General features: G+C 72.3%; 15 protein-coding genes and 1 pseudogene. 6 read left to right on the forward strand and 10 right to left on the reverse strand.

Translation table 11 applies throughout. From position 1 onward, the window contains the following. Position 1 precedes the first annotated feature (1 nt). Genes C6361_RS20855 through C6361_RS20880 form a run of 6 tightly spaced genes read right to left on the reverse strand, consistent with a single transcriptional unit; the run spans position 2 to position 6,446 of the window. On the reverse strand, positions 2–988 hold the full coding sequence (locus C6361_RS20855; protein ID WP_159079399.1) for a glycosyltransferase family 2 protein: 987 nt from the start codon (positions 986–988) through the stop codon (positions 2–4). Continuing rightward, the gene (locus C6361_RS20860; RefSeq protein ID WP_107271069.1) at positions 985–1,845 is read right to left on the reverse strand and encodes a glycosyltransferase; all 861 of its coding nucleotides are present in this window, start codon (positions 1,843–1,845) and stop codon (positions 985–987) included. Before C6361_RS20860 ends, C6361_RS20855 begins: the two co-directional genes overlap by 4 nt. Then, complete coding sequence (locus tag C6361_RS20865) at positions 1,842–2,693, reverse strand: glycosyltransferase family 2 protein (RefSeq protein ID WP_107264201.1); 852 nt, start codon at positions 2,691–2,693, stop codon at positions 1,842–1,844. The genes C6361_RS20860 and C6361_RS20865 overlap by 4 nt, the downstream gene beginning before the upstream one ends. 58 nt (positions 2,694–2,751) lie before the next feature. After that, complete coding sequence (locus C6361_RS20870; protein ID WP_159079400.1) at positions 2,752–4,158, reverse strand: O-antigen ligase; 1,407 nt, start codon at positions 4,156–4,158, stop codon at positions 2,752–2,754. A gap of 53 nt (positions 4,159–4,211) precedes the next feature. Then, entirely contained in the window at positions 4,212–5,183 is a 972-nt protein-coding gene (locus C6361_RS20875) for a hypothetical protein (RefSeq protein WP_107268728.1), read from the reverse strand. A 42-nt stretch (positions 5,184–5,225) separates the two neighbouring features. Continuing rightward, a complete protein-coding gene (locus tag C6361_RS20880; protein WP_159079401.1) occupies positions 5,226–6,446 on the reverse strand; it encodes a glycosyltransferase family 4 protein in 1,221 nt (406 codons plus the stop codon). A 500-nt stretch (positions 6,447–6,946) separates the two neighbouring features. Here C6361_RS20880 and C6361_RS20885 point away from each other — a divergent pair, with 500 nt between their 5' ends. The 6 genes and pseudogenes from C6361_RS20885 (at position 6,947) to C6361_RS20910 (ending at position 15,605) form a co-directional block, all read left to right on the forward strand. Continuing rightward, positions 6,947–9,841, forward strand: coding sequence for a PQQ-dependent sugar dehydrogenase (locus C6361_RS20885; protein ID WP_107268730.1), 2,895 nt, complete (start codon positions 6,947–6,949; stop codon positions 9,839–9,841). A gap of 162 nt (positions 9,842–10,003) precedes the next feature. Beyond that, the gene (locus tag C6361_RS20890) at positions 10,004–12,874 is read left to right on the forward strand and encodes a PQQ-dependent sugar dehydrogenase (RefSeq protein WP_107268731.1); all 2,871 of its coding nucleotides are present in this window, start codon (positions 10,004–10,006) and stop codon (positions 12,872–12,874) included. A gap of 436 nt (positions 12,875–13,310) precedes the next feature. Next, complete coding sequence (locus tag C6361_RS20895) at positions 13,311–13,991, forward strand: uridylate kinase (protein WP_199853031.1); 681 nt, start codon at positions 13,311–13,313, stop codon at positions 13,989–13,991. 85 nt (positions 13,992–14,076) lie between these two features. After that, positions 14,077–14,500, forward strand: a pseudogene (locus tag C6361_RS20900) (DUF4865 family protein). Between the two features lie 65 nt (positions 14,501–14,565). After that, positions 14,566–15,069 (forward strand): excisionase family DNA-binding protein, encoded by a 504-nt coding sequence (locus tag C6361_RS20905; protein WP_234358917.1) that lies wholly within the window; start codon positions 14,566–14,568, stop codon positions 15,067–15,069. After that, the gene (locus C6361_RS20910) at positions 15,066–15,605 is read left to right on the forward strand and encodes a DUF6036 family nucleotidyltransferase (RefSeq protein WP_107271072.1); all 540 of its coding nucleotides are present in this window, start codon (positions 15,066–15,068) and stop codon (positions 15,603–15,605) included. The genes C6361_RS20905 and C6361_RS20910 overlap by 4 nt, the downstream gene beginning before the upstream one ends. Positions 15,606–15,646: 41 nt before the next feature. Here C6361_RS20910 and C6361_RS20915 read toward each other — a convergent pair whose 3' ends face one another. Genes C6361_RS20915 through C6361_RS20930 form a run of 4 tightly spaced genes read right to left on the reverse strand, consistent with a single transcriptional unit; the run spans position 15,647 to position 20,401 of the window. Continuing rightward, positions 15,647–17,209: a lipopolysaccharide biosynthesis protein gene (locus C6361_RS20915; protein WP_159079402.1), complete on the reverse strand. Its 1,563-nt coding sequence runs from the start codon at positions 17,207–17,209 to the stop codon at positions 15,647–15,649. A gap of 1 nt (position 17,210) precedes the next feature. Continuing rightward, positions 17,211–18,143 carry a glycosyltransferase family 2 protein gene (locus C6361_RS20920; protein ID WP_107260369.1) on the reverse strand — a complete coding sequence of 311 codons (933 nt, stop codon included), beginning with the start codon at positions 18,141–18,143 and terminating at the stop codon, positions 17,211–17,213. A 12-nt stretch (positions 18,144–18,155) separates the two neighbouring features. Further along, on the reverse strand, positions 18,156–19,373 hold the full coding sequence (locus C6361_RS20925) for a class I SAM-dependent methyltransferase (protein ID WP_107260368.1): 1,218 nt from the start codon (positions 19,371–19,373) through the stop codon (positions 18,156–18,158). Further along, on the reverse strand, positions 19,370–20,401 hold the full coding sequence (locus C6361_RS20930) for an NAD(P)-dependent oxidoreductase (RefSeq protein WP_107268733.1): 1,032 nt from the start codon (positions 20,399–20,401) through the stop codon (positions 19,370–19,372). Before C6361_RS20930 ends, C6361_RS20925 begins: the two co-directional genes overlap by 4 nt. Positions 20,402–20,458 lie beyond the last annotated feature (57 nt).

Here is a 20,458-nt window from a genome sequence, read left to right on the forward strand (position 1 = left end):
CTCAGCCCTCGGGGTCGGCGGTGCCGCGTGGGCCGGGCGGCACCGGCTCGGTGACCTCGACCGGCGGCAGCCCGGCCGCCGGTGGCCAGCCCGCCAGCCAGGTACGGCGCTGCCGCCATACCTCCCGCCAGTAACCGGCCCGGCCGGTCAGCCGGGCGGCGGTCGCCCGGGCGGCGATGCCGATCCGCAGCAGTGTCCGGCCCAGCCTCGCCCGGGTCGGTGACCAGCGCAGCCGCTGGAAGGTGACCTGGCCGCGCAGCAGCATCACCCGCTTGCCCGCACTGGTCGAGGCGGCCCCGCCGACGTGCAGCACCCGGGCCGCCGGCACCAGCACCGGGCGGGCGCCGAGCGCGGCCGCCCGCAGGCAGAGGTCGAGATCCTCGCTGTACATGAAGTAGTCCGGGGTGAAGCCGCCGAGCTGGTCGAAGAGGGTCCGCCGGACCAGCAGCAGGCAACCGGAGGCGGCCGGCACCCGGACCGGCGCGGAGCGGTCCAGCCAGGGCAGCGCCTCCCGGTTGAAGAGCCGGGACCGGGGGAAGAGCTTGGACAGTCCGGTGGCGAAGCAGGTGAGCGTCCAGAGCGAGGGTGGCCCGAAGACGGAGCGCCCGTCGTCGCTGCCGTCCGGCGCCAGGGTCCGGCCGACGTAGATGCCGTGCCCGGGCCGGGCCCGGGTGAAGGCGAGCAGTTCGCCGATGACGTTGCCGACCGGTTCGGTGTCCGGGTTCAGCAGCAGCAGCCAGTCGCCCCGGGCAAGGGCCGCGCCGACGTTGACCGCCCGGCCGAAGCCGACGTTGCGGGCCAGCCGCACCACCCGGGCCTCCGGGAAGGCCGCCGCGACCGCCGCCGCCGACCCGTCGGACGAGGCGTTGTCGACCACGATCACCTCGTACGGCTCCGCCGGGCAGGCGGTACGGAGCGTGGCCAGCGCGGTCAGGATCAGCTCGCGGGTCTGGTAGGAGACCACCACCACGCTCACCGCCGGGGTCACGGCGCCGCTCCGGTCACGCCGTCCGCCCCGGCCGCTCCGGGAACCCGGCTGGACTCGTCGCGGCCCCACCGGTCCCGTACCGGTCGGCGTGCCGACGCCGCGGCCAGCAGGGTCAGCCCGAGGTAGCAGAGTCCGGCCGGCAGCAGCCACGGCCGGGGCAGCACCACGTCGACCAGCCAGGAGGTACGGCGGGCCGGGCGTACCCGGTCGTCGGCGGCACGCAGGCTGGCGTTGCCGGCCCGGACCCGGCCGAGCCGGCGCAGCAGGTCGGCGGTGCGCCGGGGCGTGGCCACCACGGTCGCCACCTCGGCCACCTCCCGCTTCTCCGCCTCGGTGAACTGCCCGTCCAGGAAGAGGTCGTCGGCGACCACGTCGGGAAACCGGCCGAACCGGGCCCGACCGGCCGCCGAGAGCGCGATCGCGCCCCGGCCGAAGAGCGCGTTCCGGTACGCCGGATGCCGCGCGTTGATCGCGTAGTAGGCGCGTACCAGCAGGGGCCGCCCGGTGGTGTCGAGCCGGCGGCGCGGCGCGGCGGCCAGCGTCCCCGGCGCGGCGACCGCGGCGGCGAGCGCGCGGGCCCCGGCGGTGGAAAGCGCGATGTCGGCGTCGAGATAGATCCGGGGAAAGCCGGACACGGCCTCGTCCCCGGCGTTGAGCGCGGCCGGCTTGCCCGGCTCGGGCAGCTCCCGCACGAGCACGCCGGGCACCGACCGGGCCACCGCCGCCGTGGCGTCGGTGCAGCCGTTCGCCACCACGACCACCTCGAACTCGCCCGGCTCGGCGTCGGCGAGCAGGGTCCGCAGGTTCCGGCCGAGCACCGCCGCCTCGTCGTGCGCGGCCACCACCACACTGGTCACCACGGCGCCCGCCCGGTCAGCGCGAGCCGGATCTTCCGGGTGGCGTTGCGGCGACGCAGCCGCCAGCCCTGGTATTGCCGCAGGTCGAGCGGGGCGGCCTGGACCACCCGGGCCGAGTGCCGCATCTGCTGCGTCCACTCCGCCACCGTCGTCACCCCGGTACGCCGGGCCGACAGCGGCCGGCGGGCCATGAAGTCGGCGTCGGTGCGGTAGATGGTGTGCGGGCTGCGCGGATCGTCCATGTGGTCCTCGGGCAGGAACGGGTGGTACCAGCCGTTCAGCCAGCCGAGCCGGGCGGCCCGCAGGCACCAGGCGGTGAACGTCTCGTCGCCGGCCAGCGGGCCGACCTGCTCCAGCGTCTCGCGTTTGAGCAGATAGCCGCTGCCCTGCACCCAGTGGTTGCGGAAGAGCTGGTGCCCGTTCGGGTAGTCCGCCAGTTTCGCCGCCACCAGCGCCTCGTCGACGTCCTCCGGCGGGAAGCGCCAGGTGCCGATCACCCCGAAGCCCGGCACGTCCTGGTGTGCCTTGCGCAGGATGGTCAACCAGTCGGGGTCGGGCAGGCAGTCGTCGTCCACCTTGCTCAGGTAGGAACCGGTCGCCTCGGTCCAGAGCCAGTTGGTCGGCTCGGTCAGCCCGGCGTTGACCGGGCTGTGCCGGAACCGGTGCACCCGGGGATGGTGCCGCAGTTCCTCGACCGCCTCCAGGGTCGGCTGGTCGGTGCCGTTGTGCCAGAGCCACACCCGGGCGTCCGGCGGGCAGGTGTCGAAGAGGTGCGGCAGCGACAGCCGGACGTACTCCGGCCGGTCGTACGTGATCATGAGGATGTCGATGCCACCGTCGCCGGTCATCGGACCGTCCACCTCCGCTCGGGTTCCCGGAGCTGGCCGCGTCCCGCGCCCCGCCCCGTCATGCCTGTGCCGCCGCCGGCACCGGCCCGGGTTCGTCGGGTTGCCGCCCCGGCCGGCCCGACTCGATCCGGTTGGTGCGTTCCGCCCTGGTCAGCCGCCACAGCGCGCCGGTCAGCCCGAGCAGCACGTGCACGGTGATGAAGAACGTCGTGAAGTACATCGAGTCGAAGGTGAACCCGGAGACGGCGGCCACCCCGATCGCCACCGCCAGCACCGCCGCCAGGTCGCGGTCCCGTTCGGTACGGGCGAACCGGCGTACCCGGCCGGCGACCACCACTCCGGATCCGAAGAAGACGGTGAGCCCGGCCACCCCGATGATGCCGCCCTGGACCAGGGTGGTGAGCCACTGGTTGTCCAGCAGTTGGTACAGCTCCGGCAGGAAGGTGCCGACCCCGCGACCCAGCCAGGGACGCTCCCGGATGAACGGGGCCACGTAGTCGTAGTCCTCCACCCGGGCCTGCACGCTGGGATCGTTCTCCCCGGCCAGCAGCAGCGACTTGATCGCGGCCAGCAGGCCGGGCCGGGCGACCTGGATCAGCGCGGTCAGGAAACAGCCGACCACCAGCACGTTGAAGGTGGTCCGCAGCGGCCAGACCAGGACGAAGAGCAGGATCGCGGCGCCGAGGGCGAGCACTCCGGTGCGGGAGAGCGAGATCGGGATGACGGCCGCCTGGAACATCGCCAGCGCGCCGTAGATCTGCCGGTCGCGTCGGGTCGACGAGAACCGGGCGAAGTGGATCGCCACCACCAGGCCGATCACCATCAGTACGCTGAACTCGATGTAGTGCCCGGCGGTGCCGGCGACCCGGACCAGCCCGTCGCCGCCCCGGTCGCGGAACCCGACCACCTCCTTGTGGAAGGTCAGCAGCGGCGGCAGCTTCAGATAGGTGGTCAGGTCGATCCGGGTCACGAACTGGACCAGCGCGACGAAGGCCATGAAGCTGGCGCCCCAGCAGAACCAGCGCAGCACCTTGTCGATGCGTTCCCGGGTCAGCACCCCGTCGGCGGCGGCGAGCAGGATCCCGGCTCCGGCGAGCGCCATCAGCAGGGTCCGCTCGGCGCCGTTCGCCTCCAGTACCGGCATCCCGCGCCCCTGCCCGGCGACGTAGGAGAGGAAGAGGCTGACCAGGTAGATCGCCATCGCCCAGCGCATCGGCTGCTGTCCCCGGGTGACCAGGGTGGGGTGCAGCCGGCTCAGCGCCCACCAGACCAGCAGGCCGAACCCGACCATCAGCCCCGGCTTGCCCAGGTCGCTCAGCGGGGGGAAGACCAGCCGGAAGGGGAGCAGGTAGGCAAGCATGATCGACGCGATCACCGCCGCGGTGGCATCCGGGAAGTGGCGTACGGCGGGGGTGATGCCGTCGTACACCGTGTCGGACCGCCGCGCGGATAGGTAGGTCGGCACGTCGCTCGTCTCGTCCGTGCGCCGTCAGCCGGCGCTCGTGGGCTTCCCGGGGATCATCGGCCCGGATCGTCCACGACGTGCCGGGCGGTGGTGGTGAGCAGGATCGTCTCCTCGCTCGGGGTCCCGCCGCCGCGTCCGTTGCCGCCCGGTCCGGGCCCCCGGTCGTCGGCCGGCGGACCGGGGTGGCGATCGTCGGTCGGGTGCGCCGGGATCCGGTCGTCGGCGCCGTGCCGGTCGCGCCGGGAGAGGGACTGGGTCGGCTCGCGGCCGGGACCGGGGGAGACCGGCGCGACCCGGGCCGCCGGGGCCGGCGAGACCGCCGGGGCGGGACCCGGGCGGGGCCCGTTGACCACCGCCTGGCCGGCGTTCCAGGCCATCGGGGTACGCGCGTCGCGGCGCTGGCCGAGCCGGCTGCTCGCCCGGCGGCGGGCCACCGCGTCGTGGACCACGGCGGCGACGGCGGCCAGCAGGAGGCCGATGGCCGTGATCACGACCTGTGCCCGCAGCACGTTTGAGCGGGACGGCACGATGTTCAGCCCGGGATCCAGCACCTCGGTGGTGATCTGCTCACCCGGGTTGGGCTTGTACGGCGCCTGCTGCCCGGCGACCTCGTCGTGGATGAGCTGGGTCACCGCCTCGACGGTCTTCCGGGCGCTCTCCTCGCTCGACGCCGTCACCGCGACGGTCAGGATCGAGCTGCGGGTGACCAGGCCGACCTCGTAGTCGGGGTCACCGCCGGCCGCCGCGATCCTGGTCCGGGCGTCGTGCGCGGAGGTGGAGATCTGCACGGCCTGGGCCATCGCGTTCTCGCCGATCCGCAGCCACGGGTTGCCGGGCCGGGGTGCGGCGTCCTCGTCCGGTGCGGCCGAGGTGGTCGGCGGGACGAGCAGGATCGCCACCTCGGTCTTGTATTCCGGCTGGATCGCCAGCCCGAACGCGAGGGCCGCGCCGAGCGTCACGACGACGATCGGAGCCGAGACGTACCACCGCCGAAACATGAGCTTCAGCAGGTCGAGAAGGTCCATCGGGCGGCCCTTTCGAAAGGTGCGGAAGTACGGTGCGAGTGGTCAGATCGGCAGACGCGCGGCATCGGCCCCGTTACCGTGTGACACTTCGTTGTAGTCGCTGAGCGACGGGCGGAGCAATCGATCCCACAGTCGGATGTACGACTTCACCTGGTGGTCCCAGGCGAGTTCATCGACGAACCGCTGTCTCCCGGTCGCACTCATCGCGGCCCGGGCGGAGTCGTCACTGAGAAGCTGGTCGATCACCTTGGCGAATTCGTCCGGGCTGCCGGTCTGCACATAGCTCGCCGCCGCGTCGGCGGTACGCCGGGTCTCCAGCAGGTCGACCGCGACCACCGGTACGCCCCGGGCGACGTACTCCACCGTCTTGGCCATCGTGTACATCTCGGCCATCCGGCTCGGCCGGTCCGGCTGGATCGCGATCGAGGCGGAGCAGAGCAGCGCGTCGACCTCGTCGGCCTCCAGCCAGCCGGTGAAGCGTACGACGTCGTCCACCCCCCGCTCGGTGGCGAGCCGGCGCAGTTCCGGCATGCTCTCGCCGTCCCCGGCGACGACCAGTTCCCAGTCGTCGGTGCCGCGCAGCCCGGCCAGCCGCTCGGCGGCGAGTACGGTCGCCTCGACGTTGTCCTGCGGGTTGATCACTCCGACGTAGACGACCTTCTGCCGGGCGTCCTCGGTCTCCGGGCCGTCGCCGTGCCGCACCTCGGCCAGGGCCGGGCCGTTGCGCACCACCACCACCTTCTCCGGTGGGCAGCCGCCCCGGCCCATCGCCAGTTCCCGGAACGACTCGTTGGTGGCGACCACGGCGGTGGCGGTACGCCAGGAGAGTCGTTCGAAGAGCCGGAGCATCCACAGCACACTCGGCCGGGGTTGCCCCGCCTTGCACTCGTAGAGTTCCGGGCTCAGGTCGTGGTGGTCGAAGACGAAGGGTCGGCCCAGGGCCCGCATCAGCAGCCCGACCACCCAGAAGACGTCCGGCGGGTTGCACGCCTGGACGGCGTCCACCCGGGTCCGCAGCATCAGCCCGAGCAGCCGGGTGGCGACGGCGATCAGTGCCCAGGCGAACTCGGCGGCGAAGGAGAGCACGCCCTTGCCCGCGAGTGGCTGGGGAAACGAGTGGATCCTGGTGGCGGCGGTGCCGGGTAGCACCGTGAGCCGGCGTGGTCCCCGTGGGCAGATCACCGACGCCCGGTAGCCGGCCGCCTCCAGTGCCTGACACTCCCGGATCACTCGGCGGTCCCGCTCGGCTGGCAGATTTACCACCACGATCACCACGTGGGGGCGTCGATCGGCCATCTCTAACTCCCATCCGCGCAGCTCGGACGACGTTTTCGATGGAAGGTCGCGGCGTATGCGATTACGCCGCGACCCGAATGAGCCTTGCTCTCGCACCCGGCTGTTCCGCTACCGGCCCGGTGCCTACCAAGACATTGCTCTACCGACCCGGCCCGAGCAAGGACCGAGGATTGGTGGATGTGTCGAGTTACTTACAAGGTCGCGACCGATCGTACGATTGTTCCTTCACGGGCTCATCCGCGTGTCAGGGCTCGAACGGCAGGTCAGTGCCCTGATCAACACCAATTCGGCGGCATCGAGGGCGAACCGTCGGGGAAGTGGGTTTCATTGATCTTCGTCCCGATTCGCGATTAGACGCGGCTCGGTCGCAAGTGTTGCGTCGGAGCCTACTCTGTGCCGACAAAGGTGAGCCGCTGTTCACGGTCGGGTTCGGAACTGCCGCTCGCCACGTGGAGAGGAAGTGGGGCATGCGGCTGCGGCGGGGCTTGCGACTGGGTCTGGTGGCGGCGCTGCTGGCGAGCGTACTGGCGCCGCTGGGCGGAGCGCCGGCCTCGGCGGTGACGCTGCCGGCCGGCTTCCAGGAGCAGGTGGTGTTCAGCGGGCTGGACCAGCCGACCAACATCGAGTTCGCCCCCGACGGGCGGGTCTTCGTCGCCGAGAAGGGCGGCCGGATCAAGGTCTACGCCGACCTGGCCGACCCCACCCCGACCGTCTTCGCCGACCTCTCCACCAACGTGCACAACCAGTGGGACCGCGGCCTGCTCGGGCTGGCGCTGCCGGCCAACTTCCCGGCGGACCCGTGGGTCTACGTGCTCTACACCTACGACGCGCCGCCGGGCCGGACGGCTCCGGTGTGGAACGACACCTGCGGCGACGCCAACAACGGCCGCTGCGTGGTCACCGGCCGGCTCTCCCGGCTGCGGGCCAGCGGCGACGTGATGACCGGTACCGAGCAGGTGCTGATCTCCGACTGGTGTCAGCAGTACCCGAGCCACTCGGTCGGCGACCTGCGGTTCGGCGCGGACGGCATGCTCTACGCCACGGCCGGCGACGGGGCCAGTTTCAGCGCCATCGACTACGGCCAGTTGGGCAACCCGGTGAACCCGTGCGCCGACCCGCCGGGCGGCACCATGACGCCGCCGACCGCCGAGGGTGGGGCGCTGCGGGCCCAGGACGTCCGCAGCGCCGCCGACCCCACCGGGCTGGACGGCGCGGTGCTGCGGCTCGACCCGGCGACCGGGGCGGCGGCGCCGGGCAACCCGGCGATCGACGCGGCCGACCCGAACACCCGGCGGATCGTCGGGTACGGCACCCGCAACCCGTACCGGTTCACCATCCGGCCGGGCACCAACGAGATCTGGCTCGGCGACGTCGGCTGGAACAGCTGGGAGGAGGTCAACCGGATCGTCGACCCGAGAGCGGGGGTCAGCAACCTCGGCTGGCCCTGCTACGAGGGTGCCGCCCGGACGGGCAGCTACGACAACGCGAACCTGAACCTCTGCGAGACGCTCTACACCGGTGCCGGGCAGACCCCGCCGTACTACGCCTACCACCACGGCGCGGAGGTGGTGCCGGGGGAGAACTGCGGCTCGGGCGGGGACGCCGTCTCCGGGCTCGCCTTCTATCCGGGCAGCGGCGGCAGCTATCCGGCGACGTACGCGGGGGCGCTCTTCTTCGCCGACTACTCGCGCGGCTGCATCTGGGCGATGCGCCCGAGCAGCCCGGGCGGGCTGCCGGACCCGGCCAACCTCCAGGCGTTCGGGCAGGCCGCCGCCGGGCCGGTCGACCTGGCGATCGGCCCGGGTGCCGAGCTGTACTACGCCGACCTGACCGGTGGCACCGTGCGCCGGATCCGGTACTTCCCCGGCAACCAGCCGCCGACCGCGGTGATCAACGCGACCCCGACCAGCGGCCCCGCCCCGCTCGACGTGACCTTCGACGGCACCGGGTCGACCGACCCGGACCCGGCCGACGCCGGCCGGCTGAGCTACCGGTGGGACTTCACCAGCGACGGTACGGTCGACGCCACCACCCCGACCGCCACGTTCCGCTACCCGAGCGCCGGCCGGCACACCGCGACGCTGACCGTCACCGACACCCTCGGCGTCTCGGCGAGCAGCAGCGTCACCATCCAGCCCGGCAACGCCGCCCCGACCGCCCTGCTGGAGAGCCCGGCGGTCGGCACCACCTGGCAGGTCGGCGACAGATTGAGCTTCGCCGGCCGGGCCACCGACCCGCAGCAGGGCAGCCTGCCGCCGTCCGCGCTGCGCTGGAAGCTGCGGATGGAGCACTGCGAGTCGGTCGGCAACTGCCACACCCACCACCTCCAGGAGTGGGCCGGGGTGGCGTCCGGCTCCTTCGTGGCGCCGGACCACGAGTACCCGTCGTATCTGGAGTTGGAGCTGACCGCCACCGACGCGCAGGGCCTGTCGAACACCGTGGTACGCCGGCTCGACCCGCGGACCGTCGACCTCACCTTCGCCAGCGACCCGCAGGGGCTGCGGCTGACCGTCGGCGCGACCACCGGGACGGCGCCGTTCACCCGTACCGTGATCGTCGGCTCGACCAACACGGTGAGCGCGCCGAGCCCGCAGACGGTCGGCGGGGTGCCGTACTCCTTCACCGGCTGGTCCGACGAGGGCGCGGCGACGCACGTGCTCACCGCGCCCGCGACGGCGGCCACCTACACGGCGACGTACGCCGGGGCGGCCGGCTGCGGGACCACGGCGTTCTACACCTGCGGCACCGCGACGGGCCGGCCCTGGGTGCCGGCCGACACGGTGCTGCCGCTCACCGGCGACGACGCGGTGACCCAGGTGACGCTGCCGTTCCCGGTGCCGTTCTTCGCCGAGACCTACCGCACCGCCTGGGTCTCCGGGAACGGCTTCCTCTCCTTCACCGACCCGGGCGGGCCGCAGCCGGGCAACACGGTGCTGCCGGCGGCCGGCGCGCCGAACGCGGCGCTCTATCCGTTCTGGGACGACCTCTGGGGGCGGGCGGACTCCAGCGTCCGGATCGGGGTGACGGGTACCGCGCCGAACCGCCGGTTCGTGGTGGAGTGGCGCGACAGCGGCATGTACGGTTCCAGCTCCGCACGGATCAGCTTCGAGGCGCTGATCGCGGAGAACGGTGAGATCGTCTTCAACTACCGGGACCTGAACAGCAGCGGGCGGGAGCGCGGCGACTCGGCGACGGTCGGCATCGAGAATCCGGCCGGCACCCTCGCGCTGCCGTACTCGGTCAACCATCCGGCGCTGGCCGACGGCACCTCGGTGGTCTTCCGGCCGGTCGCGTCGCCACCCTTCGTAGCCGACAGGGGTGAGCGTCGCCAGTCGCCGATTCTCGACCGACGGCCCAGGTAGCCGCTGTGCGAACGGTTGACCAGGGAAGCTGATTGGTCGTTAAGTAGCGCCCGGTCAGTTAACCGCCCTGGTCAACCTCGTGACAGCCCGCTCCGCTACGGACGGTGATCCTGGAGCGCGGCAGTCGCCGACCGTTCGGCGGCGCCGTGGAGGGAGGCCGCCATGTCCCGAGCGGTACGGCGAATCTGGGTCCTGACCCTGGCACTCGTGCTGGGCGTACCGGTCGTGGTCGGGCTGCCCCCGTTCGACCCCGAACCCGCGGCGGCGATCCCGCCCGGCTTCACCCAGCAGGTGGTCTTCACCGGGCTGACCCGCCCCACCAAGCTGATCTTCGCGCCGGACGGCCGGGTCTTCGTCGCGGAGAAGAGCGGCATCGTCAAGGTCTTCGACAGCCTCGCCGACAACACCGCCACCGTCTTCGCCGACCTGCGCCCCAAGGTGTACGACTACGAGGACCTCGGCCTGATCGGCCTGGCCCTGCCGCCGAACTTCCCCACCGACCCGTACGTCTACCTCAGCTACACCTACGACGGCGTGGTCGGCGGCGGCGCGCCGACCTACCACGACAGCTGCCCGGTGATCGGGAACTGCAAGGCCAGCGCCCGGGTCTCCCGGCTGCGCGCCGACGGCGACGTGATGACCGGCAGCGAGCAGGTGCTGTTGCACGACTGGTGCCACCAGATCGAGAGCCACTCCATCGGCGACCTCGCGTTCGGCCCGGACGGCGCGCTCTACGTCACCGGCGGCGACGGCGCGTCGGCGACCTTCACCGACTACGGGCAGGCGGGCAACCCGTCGAACCCCTGCGCCGACCCGCCCGGGCCGCCCGGCGCCGCGATGACGCCGCCGAGCGCCGAGGGCGGCGGGCTGCGGTCCCAGGACATCCGTACCCCGGCCGACCCGACCGGGCTCTCCGGCACCCTGATCCGGATCTCGCCGTCGACCGGGGCGGCGCTGCCGGACAACCCGCTGGCGGCGAGCAGCGACCCGAACAACCGGCGCATCCTGGCGTACGGGCTGCGCAACCCGTACCGCTGGACGTTCCGGCCGGGCAGCAACGAGGTCTGGATCGGCGACGTGGGTTGGCGTACCTGGGAGGAGATCAACCGGGTGGTCGACCCGGCGGTCGGACCGGTCCGCAACTACGGCTGGCCGTGCTACGAGGGGAACGCTCCGCAGGGCGGCTACAACGCGGCGAACCTGACGCTCTGCGAGACCCTCTACACCCAGCCCGTCGGCACGGTCACCCGGCCGCACTACACCTACCAGCACAGTCAGCAGGTGGCGGCCGGCGACGGCTGCCCGACCGGCGGCTCCTCCCCGGCCGGGGTGGCGTTCTATCCCGGGTCCGGCGGCGGCTATCCGGCGGCGTACGCGGGGGCGCTCTTCTTCGCCGACTACTCCCGGGGCTGCGTCTGGGCGATGCGTACCGGCGCCGACGGGCTCCCGGACCCGGCCCGGATCGTGCCGTTCGCGATCGCCCCCGGCGTGGTCGACCTGCGGATCGGCCCGGAGAACGACCTGTACTACGTCGACCTGCTCGGCGGCACCGTGCGGCGGTTCCACTACAGCTCCGGAAACCAGTACCCGAGGGCGGTCATCGACGCGACCCCGACCACTGGACGGGCGCCGCTGACGGTCAGCTTCGACGCCGTCAATTCGAGCGACCCCGACCCGGGCGACATCCTCGAATACCGCTGGGACTTCACCAACGACGGCACCGTCGACGCCACCGGGCTGACCGCGACGCACCGGTACCCGGCGGTGGGCAGCTACACCGCCCGGTTGCAGGTGGTCGACTTCGGCGGGCTCTCGCACAGCGCGACGGCGCAGATCAGGGTGGGCACCGCCGCCCCGGTACCGGTGATCGACACGCCCACCGCGGCGCTGCGCTGGGCGACCGGGCAGACGGTCGCGTTCAGCGGTGGGGCCAGCGACCCGGAGCAGGGTGCGCTGCCGCCCTCGGCGCTGCGCTGGACGCTGGTCAACATGCACTGCAGCACGCCGGAGAACTGTCACGGCCACCCGGTGCGCGAGGTGGCCGGGGTCGCCTCCGGGACGTTCGTCGCCCCGGACCACGAGTATCCGTCCTATCTGGAGCTGACGCTGACCGCGACGGACAGCGGTGGGCTGACCGGCAGTACCACGCTGCGGCTGGACCCGAGGACGGTGCAGCTCAAGCTCGCCACCACGCCCGCCGGGCTACGGGTGAACCTGAATGGCCGGAGCCTGACCACCCCGAACGCCGTACAGGTGATCGTCGGTTCCACCAACACGGTCAGCGCGCCGGGGCCGCAGCGGCTCGGGCCGGGGACGTACACCTTCCAGAACTGGTCGGACGGCGGAGCCGCGACCCATGTGATCACGGCGCCGGCCGCCAGCACGGCGACCTACACCGCCAGCTACGACGGCGCGCCGGGTAGCTGCGCGGACGGCTTCGGCTACGCGTGTACGACGCACTCCGGTCGGGCGTACCTGCCGGCCGGCCCCACCGAGCTGCCGCTGACCGGGGACAACGACGTCGCTTCCGTGGCGCTGCCGTTCCCGTTCCCGTACTACGGGCAGAACCACTCCAGGGCGTGGGTGGACGTCAACGGCGTACTCTCCTTTGTGGATCCTCGCGGCTCCTGGCCGACGAACCGGGCACTGCCGTACGCCGCGACACCGAACGCCGCGCTCTATCCGTTCTGGGACGACCTGGTGATGCACCCGGAGTCCCGGGTCCGGACCGCCGTGCTGGGCGCCGCACCGGACCGGCAGTTCGTGGTCGAGTGGAAGGACGTCGGGTTCTCCGGCGCGCCGGCCGCGCGGGTCAGCTTCCAGGTGGTGCTCTCCGAGTGGGGGCAGATCGTCTTCAACTACACCGCGCTGAACGCCGGACGGGAGCTGGGCAACTCCGCGACCATCGGCATCGAGAACCCGACCGGCACGGACGCGGTGCAGTACTCGGTCAACCAGTTGGTACTGGCCAACGGCAAGGCGATCGTCTTCACCCCACCGGCCGCGATCGTCGGGGCGGCACCGACCAGCTAGTGCCTCGTCTCTTTGGAGGTATTCGGCGGGCTGTCCTCCAGCCTCTGTGATCGTCTCGGTGATTCGCCATCCGGATCATCGCTCGGGGCCGTGTGACGTGGCGCCGACATCGCCGGGCGGACGGCCGGCAACCACATGGGCGACCGGCGGCGGAGCCGGGGAGTAGTCGGCGCGGAGACTGTCGAGCTGGGTGCACAGACGGGGCACGGAAACCGGGTCGCCGACGGCGTGCTGCGCTTCGGGTCGACCGGCGGACGGGACCGGGGTTCGGGCAGCCGGGGAGGGTGGGCCCACAAGCGGGGCAGCTCGACAGTCTCCTCGGCGAGTATCCCCACCCCGCTCCCAATCCGACATCAGAAGACCGCCGGCTCGGAGATGCCTGGAAGCACCGGGTACCCGGTCGTACTGTTTCCCTAAACGAGACGGGCTGAGGGTCGTGACCGAGAGCGAGTTCCTGACGAGAGTGGTCGAGTTGATCCGCCCGATGCGTCCCGGGCATCCGCTGCGGGTGGCCGTGGACGGTCCCGACGCCGCCGGCAAGAGCAGCCTGGCGGCGGAACTCGCCCGGCGACTCGCCCCGGTACGGGAGACGATCACCGCCAGCGTCGACGGCTTCCACCGACCCAGAGCCGTACGCCAACGCCGGGGCGGCCTCTCCGCCGAGGGCTACTACCGCGACTCCTTCGACTATCCGGCCCTGCGTGCCGCCCTCCTCGACCCGCTCGGCCCGGGCGGCAGCCGGCGCTACCGCACCGTCGTCTTCGACCACCGGACGGATCAGGTCGTCGACCTGCCGCCGGAGCAGGCCACCGACGACGCCGTACTGCTCTTCGACGGCGTCTTCCTGCTCCGTCCGGAGTTGCGGGAGCAGTGGGATCTCGCCATCTACCTGGCGGTCAGCCCGGCGGAGTCGCTGCGCCGGGCGCTGGTCCGGGACCTGGAACTGTTCGGCAGCGCCGAGTCGGTCCGGGAACGCTACGAGGCCCGCTACCTGCCCGGTCAGCAGCTCTACCGTGCCGAGGCGGATCCGGCCGGCCGGGCGGACGTACTGGTCGACTACGACGACCCGGCCCGGCCGCGCGTACTGCGTTGGCCCGCCGCCCGAGCGTTGCGGTGATGGAAACGGAAGCACCATCGTCGGATAGGAACGGCACGACATGTACGCCAAGCAGTACGAGATCACCCTCCCCGCCGACTACGACATGCGGATCATCCGCAACCGGGTCGCCGAGTTCGGGCACCTGCTCGACGATCATCCGGGACTTCGGGCGGCCCGCCGTACAGCACTGGACCGGGCTGGCGACCGTGGCCGGGCCGGCTCGGGGCGCGGTGCCGAGGGCGGCCTCGCGCCGGCTGACCCCGCTGCCGGCCGACCCCGACGACGACGGCAGCGGGCTGGGGCTGACCCGCCGGATCGAGCGGGAGATCGCCGAGTTGACGGCCCTCGGCGGGCGGGACGGCGTACACACCGCCGCGCTCGCCCTCGACCCCCGGCACTGGCAACTGCTGCGCTTCGTGCTCTGGGCCGACACCGTCGCCGAGGAGGAGGCGGCCACCGAGCGGTACGAGGTCCTGCACCTCTCCGCACCGGCCCTGTCCGGACTGCCCGACGGCCGCCCCTGGTAGCGGACCAGCCAGTGGATCGGTCGTTACGCTTGCGTTTTTGGTGTTTGTTGCCGCATGCTGGAGTTGTGACTGTAGGTGGGGACGATCTTCTGACGACCGGGGAGGCGGCGGTGTTACTCGGGTCGTCCCGGCAGCATGTGGTCGACATGTGCGACCAAGGACTGTTGCCGTACGTCAGGGTGGGATCGCACCGTCGCCTACGCCGGAGCGACGTCGAAGCGGTTCTGCGGCCCGAGTTGACTCGCGATCAACTCAAGGCGCTGTGGCTGCACCGCGCGGTCGCGGGGCGTCTGGTCAGCGACCCCGACGCAGTGTTGGCGAAGGCGGCGGCGAACCTCGAACGGCTACGCTCGGTACACCCGGACGGGATGGCGGCGAAGTGGCTCGAACGCTGGCGGGCAGTCCTCGACGCCGGGGTGGAGTCGGTCTTGACGGTCTTGACCTCCCGGCGCCCTGACGATGTCGAGTTGCGGCAGAACTCACCGTTCGCCGGGGTCCTGTCCGAGACGGAGCGTCGAGCCGTGCTGGCGGCATTCGCGCAGAGATGGCGGAGCGACCGGGCGGCATGAGGCGAGAGCATCTGGAACATGTCCTGCGTGCCGCCTCGCAAATCACTGGCGATCCTGAGGTGCTCGTCATCGGCAGTCAGTCCGTGCTGGGTGGGATCGCTGAGGACGTGCTTCCGCCGGAGGCGACCGCCTCAATCGAGGTAGACGTGGCCTTCTTCGACGACCCCGACGACCGGAAGGCGGATCAGGTTGACGGTGCGATCGGGGAACTCTCCGCCTTCCACGAGATGTACGGCTACTACGCGCAGGGTGTGAGCGTTTCAACAGCGGTGTTGCCGACCGGGTGGCGCGACCGGCTCGTTGTGGTGGAGACTGCCAGCACGGCTCCGGGGCGGGGCTATCTGTTGGATCCACACGACTGCGTGGTGGCGAAGCTCGTTGCCGGCCGGGAGAAGGACTACGTGTTCGCGGCCGCGCTCATCCGACACCGCCTCGTCGAGCCGGCGGTGGTCGCCGCGCGGATCGAGACGGTAGACGTGCCGCTCGCCGTACGGCAGCGGCTCCGGGACTGGATTGCTTACCACCGCGACCGCTGAGCGGCGCGAGCAGGCCGCCGTCCAACAGTGCTCAGGACCAGTCATCCGTCGGTGTCGCCGCCTCTGGCGCTTTGGCGGCGGGGGAGTCGGGTCAGCACGAGTCGGCGTAGCCGGGCGTCGGTGGCCCAGAGCAGCACCCCGGCGACCAGCCCGGCCGCCCCGCCCAGCACCAGCAGCTCGACCACCGGGCCGGCGTCCAGCCCGGTCCGGGCCACCGCCAGCGGCACCAGTGCGGCGGCCACCGCTGCCACGATCGCCGGCACCGTCGGGGCGAGGAAGGCCGCCAGCGACGCGTTCGCGGCCCGGCGCACCGTGACCCAGACCGCGAGGGCGGTCACCACGACCTGCATGCCGACCCCGGCCAGCGCCACCGCCGTCGCCTCGGCCACGTCGCCGTACCCGGTGAAGAGGGTGCCGACGGCGGCCAGGGTCGCCACCCCGAGTACGCCCCGGGTCCAGAGGATCGCGGCGAGCTTGCCCGGCTGGCCGATCGCCTGGAGCGCCGGACCGAGCAGCACCCCGTACACGTTGACGGCGCCGAAGAGGCAGAGCAGCCGGAGCGGCACCTCGGTGCCGGCCCACTGCGGACCCAGGAGCGTGACCAGCGGATGCGCCACCGCCGCGAGTATGCCGAGCACCGGCAGCCCGGCCAGCGCGCCGAGGTGCTGGAGTTGGTTGAGCTGCGCGGCCAGCGCCGCCCGGTCCCGCTGCAACCGGGACAGCGACGGCAGCGCCACCTGCTGGAGCGACCGGACCGTCACGTCGACCAGCATGTCCGGCAGCCGGGCCGCCAGCCGGTAGACCCCGGTCGCCACCGGTCCGAAGAAGAGGCCGGTGAAGAGGATGTCGGCCTTGGAGCTGAGCATCAGCCCCAGCCCGGCGTTGGCCGAGTGCGCGGAGAAGACCAGCAGGTCCCGGATGCCGGCCAGCCGGGGCCGACGGCTCGGCCGCCACGGGCAGACCCACCAGAGCACCACCAGGCCGACCGCCGCGTTCACCAACTGCTGCGCCACCAGGGCCCAGATGCCCGCCCCGGCCAGCGCCAGCACCACCCCGACGGCTCCGCTGAGCAGCGAGGCGAGCAGGGTACGGATGGCGACCGCCCGGAACCGCAGCTCCCGGCGCAGCACCGCCTCGGGCACGATCGACAGCCCCTGCAACAGCACCAGCGGGGATAGCGCGACGCAGATGGCGGTCAGCTCGGGCGCCCGGTTGGCCATCGCCCACAGTGGGCTCGCGGCGGCGGTGAGCCCACCGATCACCACCCCGGCCAGCACCAGCACCACGAAGGCGCCGTCCAGATGCTCCGGGGTGAGCCTGTCCCGCTGCACGATCGCGGAGACCAGCCCCTGCTGGATCAGCGTCTGCGCCACCGTGATGAAGACGGTGGCCATCGCCACCAGGCCGAACTCGCTCGGGCCGAGCAGCCGGGCCAGCAGAAAGGTGACCAGGATCGACGAGCCGATCCGGCCGGCGGTGAGCACGTACGACCAGCCGATCGCCGAGCGCAGCCGGCCGCCACCTTCCGACGGGGAGGACGTGGGGTCGGCGAGCGGGGTACCGGCCGGGTCCGGAGCCGTCCGGGCGGGCTGGACCGGGGCCACCCTAGGCGCTTCCCTTCGCCGCACTGGCCCGCCGCCGGATCAGCCGGCCCAGCCAGACCGGGGCCCGGCGGCGCAGCCGGCCGAGCCGGACCCGGACCCGGCGGGCCCACCAGATGGCCAGGAACGCCACCGCCGAACTGAGCCGGGTGCCGAGCGGCTCGGAACCGGTGGAGAGCGTCCGCAGCGTCTCGGCGAGCATCCGCAACCTCGGCGCCCGGACCCGCTTGCCGCTCTGCGCGAACCAGGCCAGCGCCGAGGCCGGGGTGGCGTCCTTGGCCTGCCGGGTCGAGGCGCCGTGCATCCGGCGCAGGAAGAGCGGCTCGGCCACCTCGTGGATCTCGCCGAGCCGGGCCACCTCGGCGATCAGCGTGTAGTCGGAGGAGAGGAACGGGCGGATCATCCCGGTCCGGCGCAGCGCCGACATCCGGAACACCCCGAAGTGCGCGTGGCAGAGGTTGATGTTCCGGGCCACCCCGGCCACCCGGCGCCACGGCCGCCGGTCGCGCAGGTCCAGCCGGTCGGCGTACGGGCCGATCACCTCGCCGGCCTCGTCGATGAGTACGGTGCGCGGATAGGCGAGTACGGCGTGCGGCCCGGCCGCGTCCAGCGCCGCCACACAGGTGCGCAGGTACGCCGGCAGGCAGACGTCGTCGTACGCCACCCACTTGAACAGCTCGCCCCGGGCCAGCTCGACCACCCGGGCGTAGTTGACGTGCCCGCCGAAGTTGCGCGGATTGCGGTAGAGCCGGATCCGTGGGTCCCGCGCGGCGTAGCGCTGGCAGATCTCCCAGGTCCGGTCGGTGGAGGCGTTGTCGCTGATGATGATCTCGAAGTCCGGGTAGTCCTGGGCGAGCAGGGCGTCGAGGCAGCCTTCGAGGTAGCGCTCGGCGTTGTAGAGGGGTACGCCCAGACTCACCCGTGGCGCTGGCTCCATCGTCTCCTCCGCTCAGGCGACCAGCAGCTCGGCCCGTACGCCGAGCTGGCGCAGCGCGGCGTCGATCTCGTCCCGGTAGGCCGGGTTGGTGATGATCACCGAGCGGGTGCCGGAGCCGGCGAGCGTGGCCGGATCCCGCACCTGGTGCCCGGTCACCGGCAGGTAGCGGCCCCACTTGCGCGGGTTGACGTCCACCACGGCGGCGAGCCGGCCGTCCGGGTCGGCCAGGTGCAGGAACTGCACCCCGCGCGAACCGGCCCCCCAGAGCACCGGCCGGTCACCGGCGGCCACCAGCCGGTCGATGGTGCTCCGCCAGCGCTCCCGTTCGGCGGCGTGCCGGTCGGCGAAGCCGGCGATCGAGGCGAGCTGCCGGTCCCGGTCGGCCGGGCCCGGCGACTCGGCGCCGGGCAGCGCGGTGCCGGTCGCCGGGGGTGCCGCGTTGACCGAGATCTCGACGTACCGGAACATGCCGGAGAAGAGCCGCCCGGTGGCGACGACCCGCCAGCCGGCCCGCTCGACGATCCGGCAGAGCGAGTAGCCGTCGAAGTAGGAGACGTGCGGATAGATCACCTCCCAGCCGGCGGTGCCCAGGTCGTAGCCGGCGTCCGGTACCTCCAGGTAGCCGTGGACCGGCCGGTCGCCGGCCAGCTCGCGGAGCCGGACGAGGAAGGCGTACGGGTCGTCCAGGTGCTCGAACCAGTGCCGGGAGGTGACCAGGTCGAAGGCGGGAGTGTCGGCGTCCAGCGGGGCGTGGCCCCGGACGAAGGTCGCGCCGGAGGGGTCCGGGCCGGGCGGGCCGGCGTACATCGCGTCGTAGCCGACACCCCGGCAACCGGCGACGTGGCACAGCTCGCGGAGGAACTCGCCCTGACCGCAGCCGACGTCCAGCACCGTACCGCCGCGCAGCGGGAACCGCCCGGCGAGGTGCTTGACCAGTTCCGCCGAGAAGACGCCGAAGGCGGGCGAGTGGTGCAGGTTGGTGTCCATGGTGGTGTCGTAGACCAGAACGGCCGGGTCGAAGGCGAGGTTGCGGACGTACCCGCATTCCGGGCAGTACGCCAGCCACATCCGGCCGAGCGGACTCGCCAGCGCCTCGGCCCGGCTGGCCCAGTGCACCCCGCAGTAGACCGGGATCTCGCCCAGGTCGGCGAAGGGCACCAGGTCGTGCCGCCCGCAGGCCGTGCACCGGTGCACCGGCTGCCGGCCGCCGGAGCCCTCGGCACCGGTCACCGTGCCCTCCAGCGCAGCTCGGCGTCGAGCCGACCCGCCTCGATCAGCGCCCGGATCCGGCGCAGCCGCTGGTGCCGCTCGCCCCGGAACGACTCGATGGTCAGCCCGTACCGCTGGTACGCCTCGACCAGCTCCTCGATCCCCTTGCGTACCGTCCAGCGGGGCCGGAAGCCCGGCACCTCGGCGGCGACCAGGTCGCAGCTCACCCGGTAGTTGCGGGTGTCCGCCGAGGCGCCACCGGCGAAGGTGACCCGGGAGCCCGGCACCACCTCGGCGACGAGTTCGGCGACGTCCCGGATCAGGTAGTTCTCCCCGGTGACCCCGATGTTGTACGCCCGGCCGTGCACCCGCTCCCGGGGCGCTTCGAGCAGGGCCAGGAAGGCCGCGCAGATGTCCTCGGCGTGCACCAGCGGCCGCCAGGCCGAGCCGTCGGAGAGCAGCCGTACCTCGCCGGTGAGCAGGGCGTGCGCGGTGAGGTCGTTGACCACCAGGTCGCCGCGGAGCCGGGGCGAGAAGCCGTACGCGGTGGCGTTGCGCAGGAAGACCGGGGAGAAGTCGTCGTCGACGAGCGCCGCGACGTCCAGCTCGGCCCGGATCTTCGACTCGCCGTACGGGGTGACCGGCGCGAAGCCGGCCGTCTCGTCCAGCGGCCGGTCGTCGGTGCCCGCCCCGTAGAGGCTGCACGAGGAGGAGAAGAGGAACCGGCTCACCCGGGCGGCCTTGGCGGCCTCGGCCAGCCGTACCGTCGCCCGGTGGTTGACCTCGTACGTCAGCTGAGGATTGAGGTTGCCGATCGGGTCGTTGCAGAGCGCGGCGAGATGGCAGACCGCGTCGAACCCGGCGAGCTGCTCCGCGCCGACGTCCCGCAGGTCCAGCGGGAGGGAGGGTACGGCCGCCGGTGCGGGACCGAGTAGGCAGTCGGAGAAGTAATCGGTGTCCAGGCCGGTCACGTCGTGCCCGGCGGCGCGCAGCATCGGGGTGAGTACGCCGCCGAGGTAACCATGGTGGCCGGTCACGAGAACACGCACGGCAAAGCTCCCGTCGTCGCCCGGGTGAGAAGGCGAGTTTATGGGTGGCCCACTGAC

This window comes from Plantactinospora sp. BC1 (assembly GCF_003030345.1).
GTDB lineage: Bacteria > Actinomycetota > Actinomycetes > Mycobacteriales > Micromonosporaceae > Plantactinospora.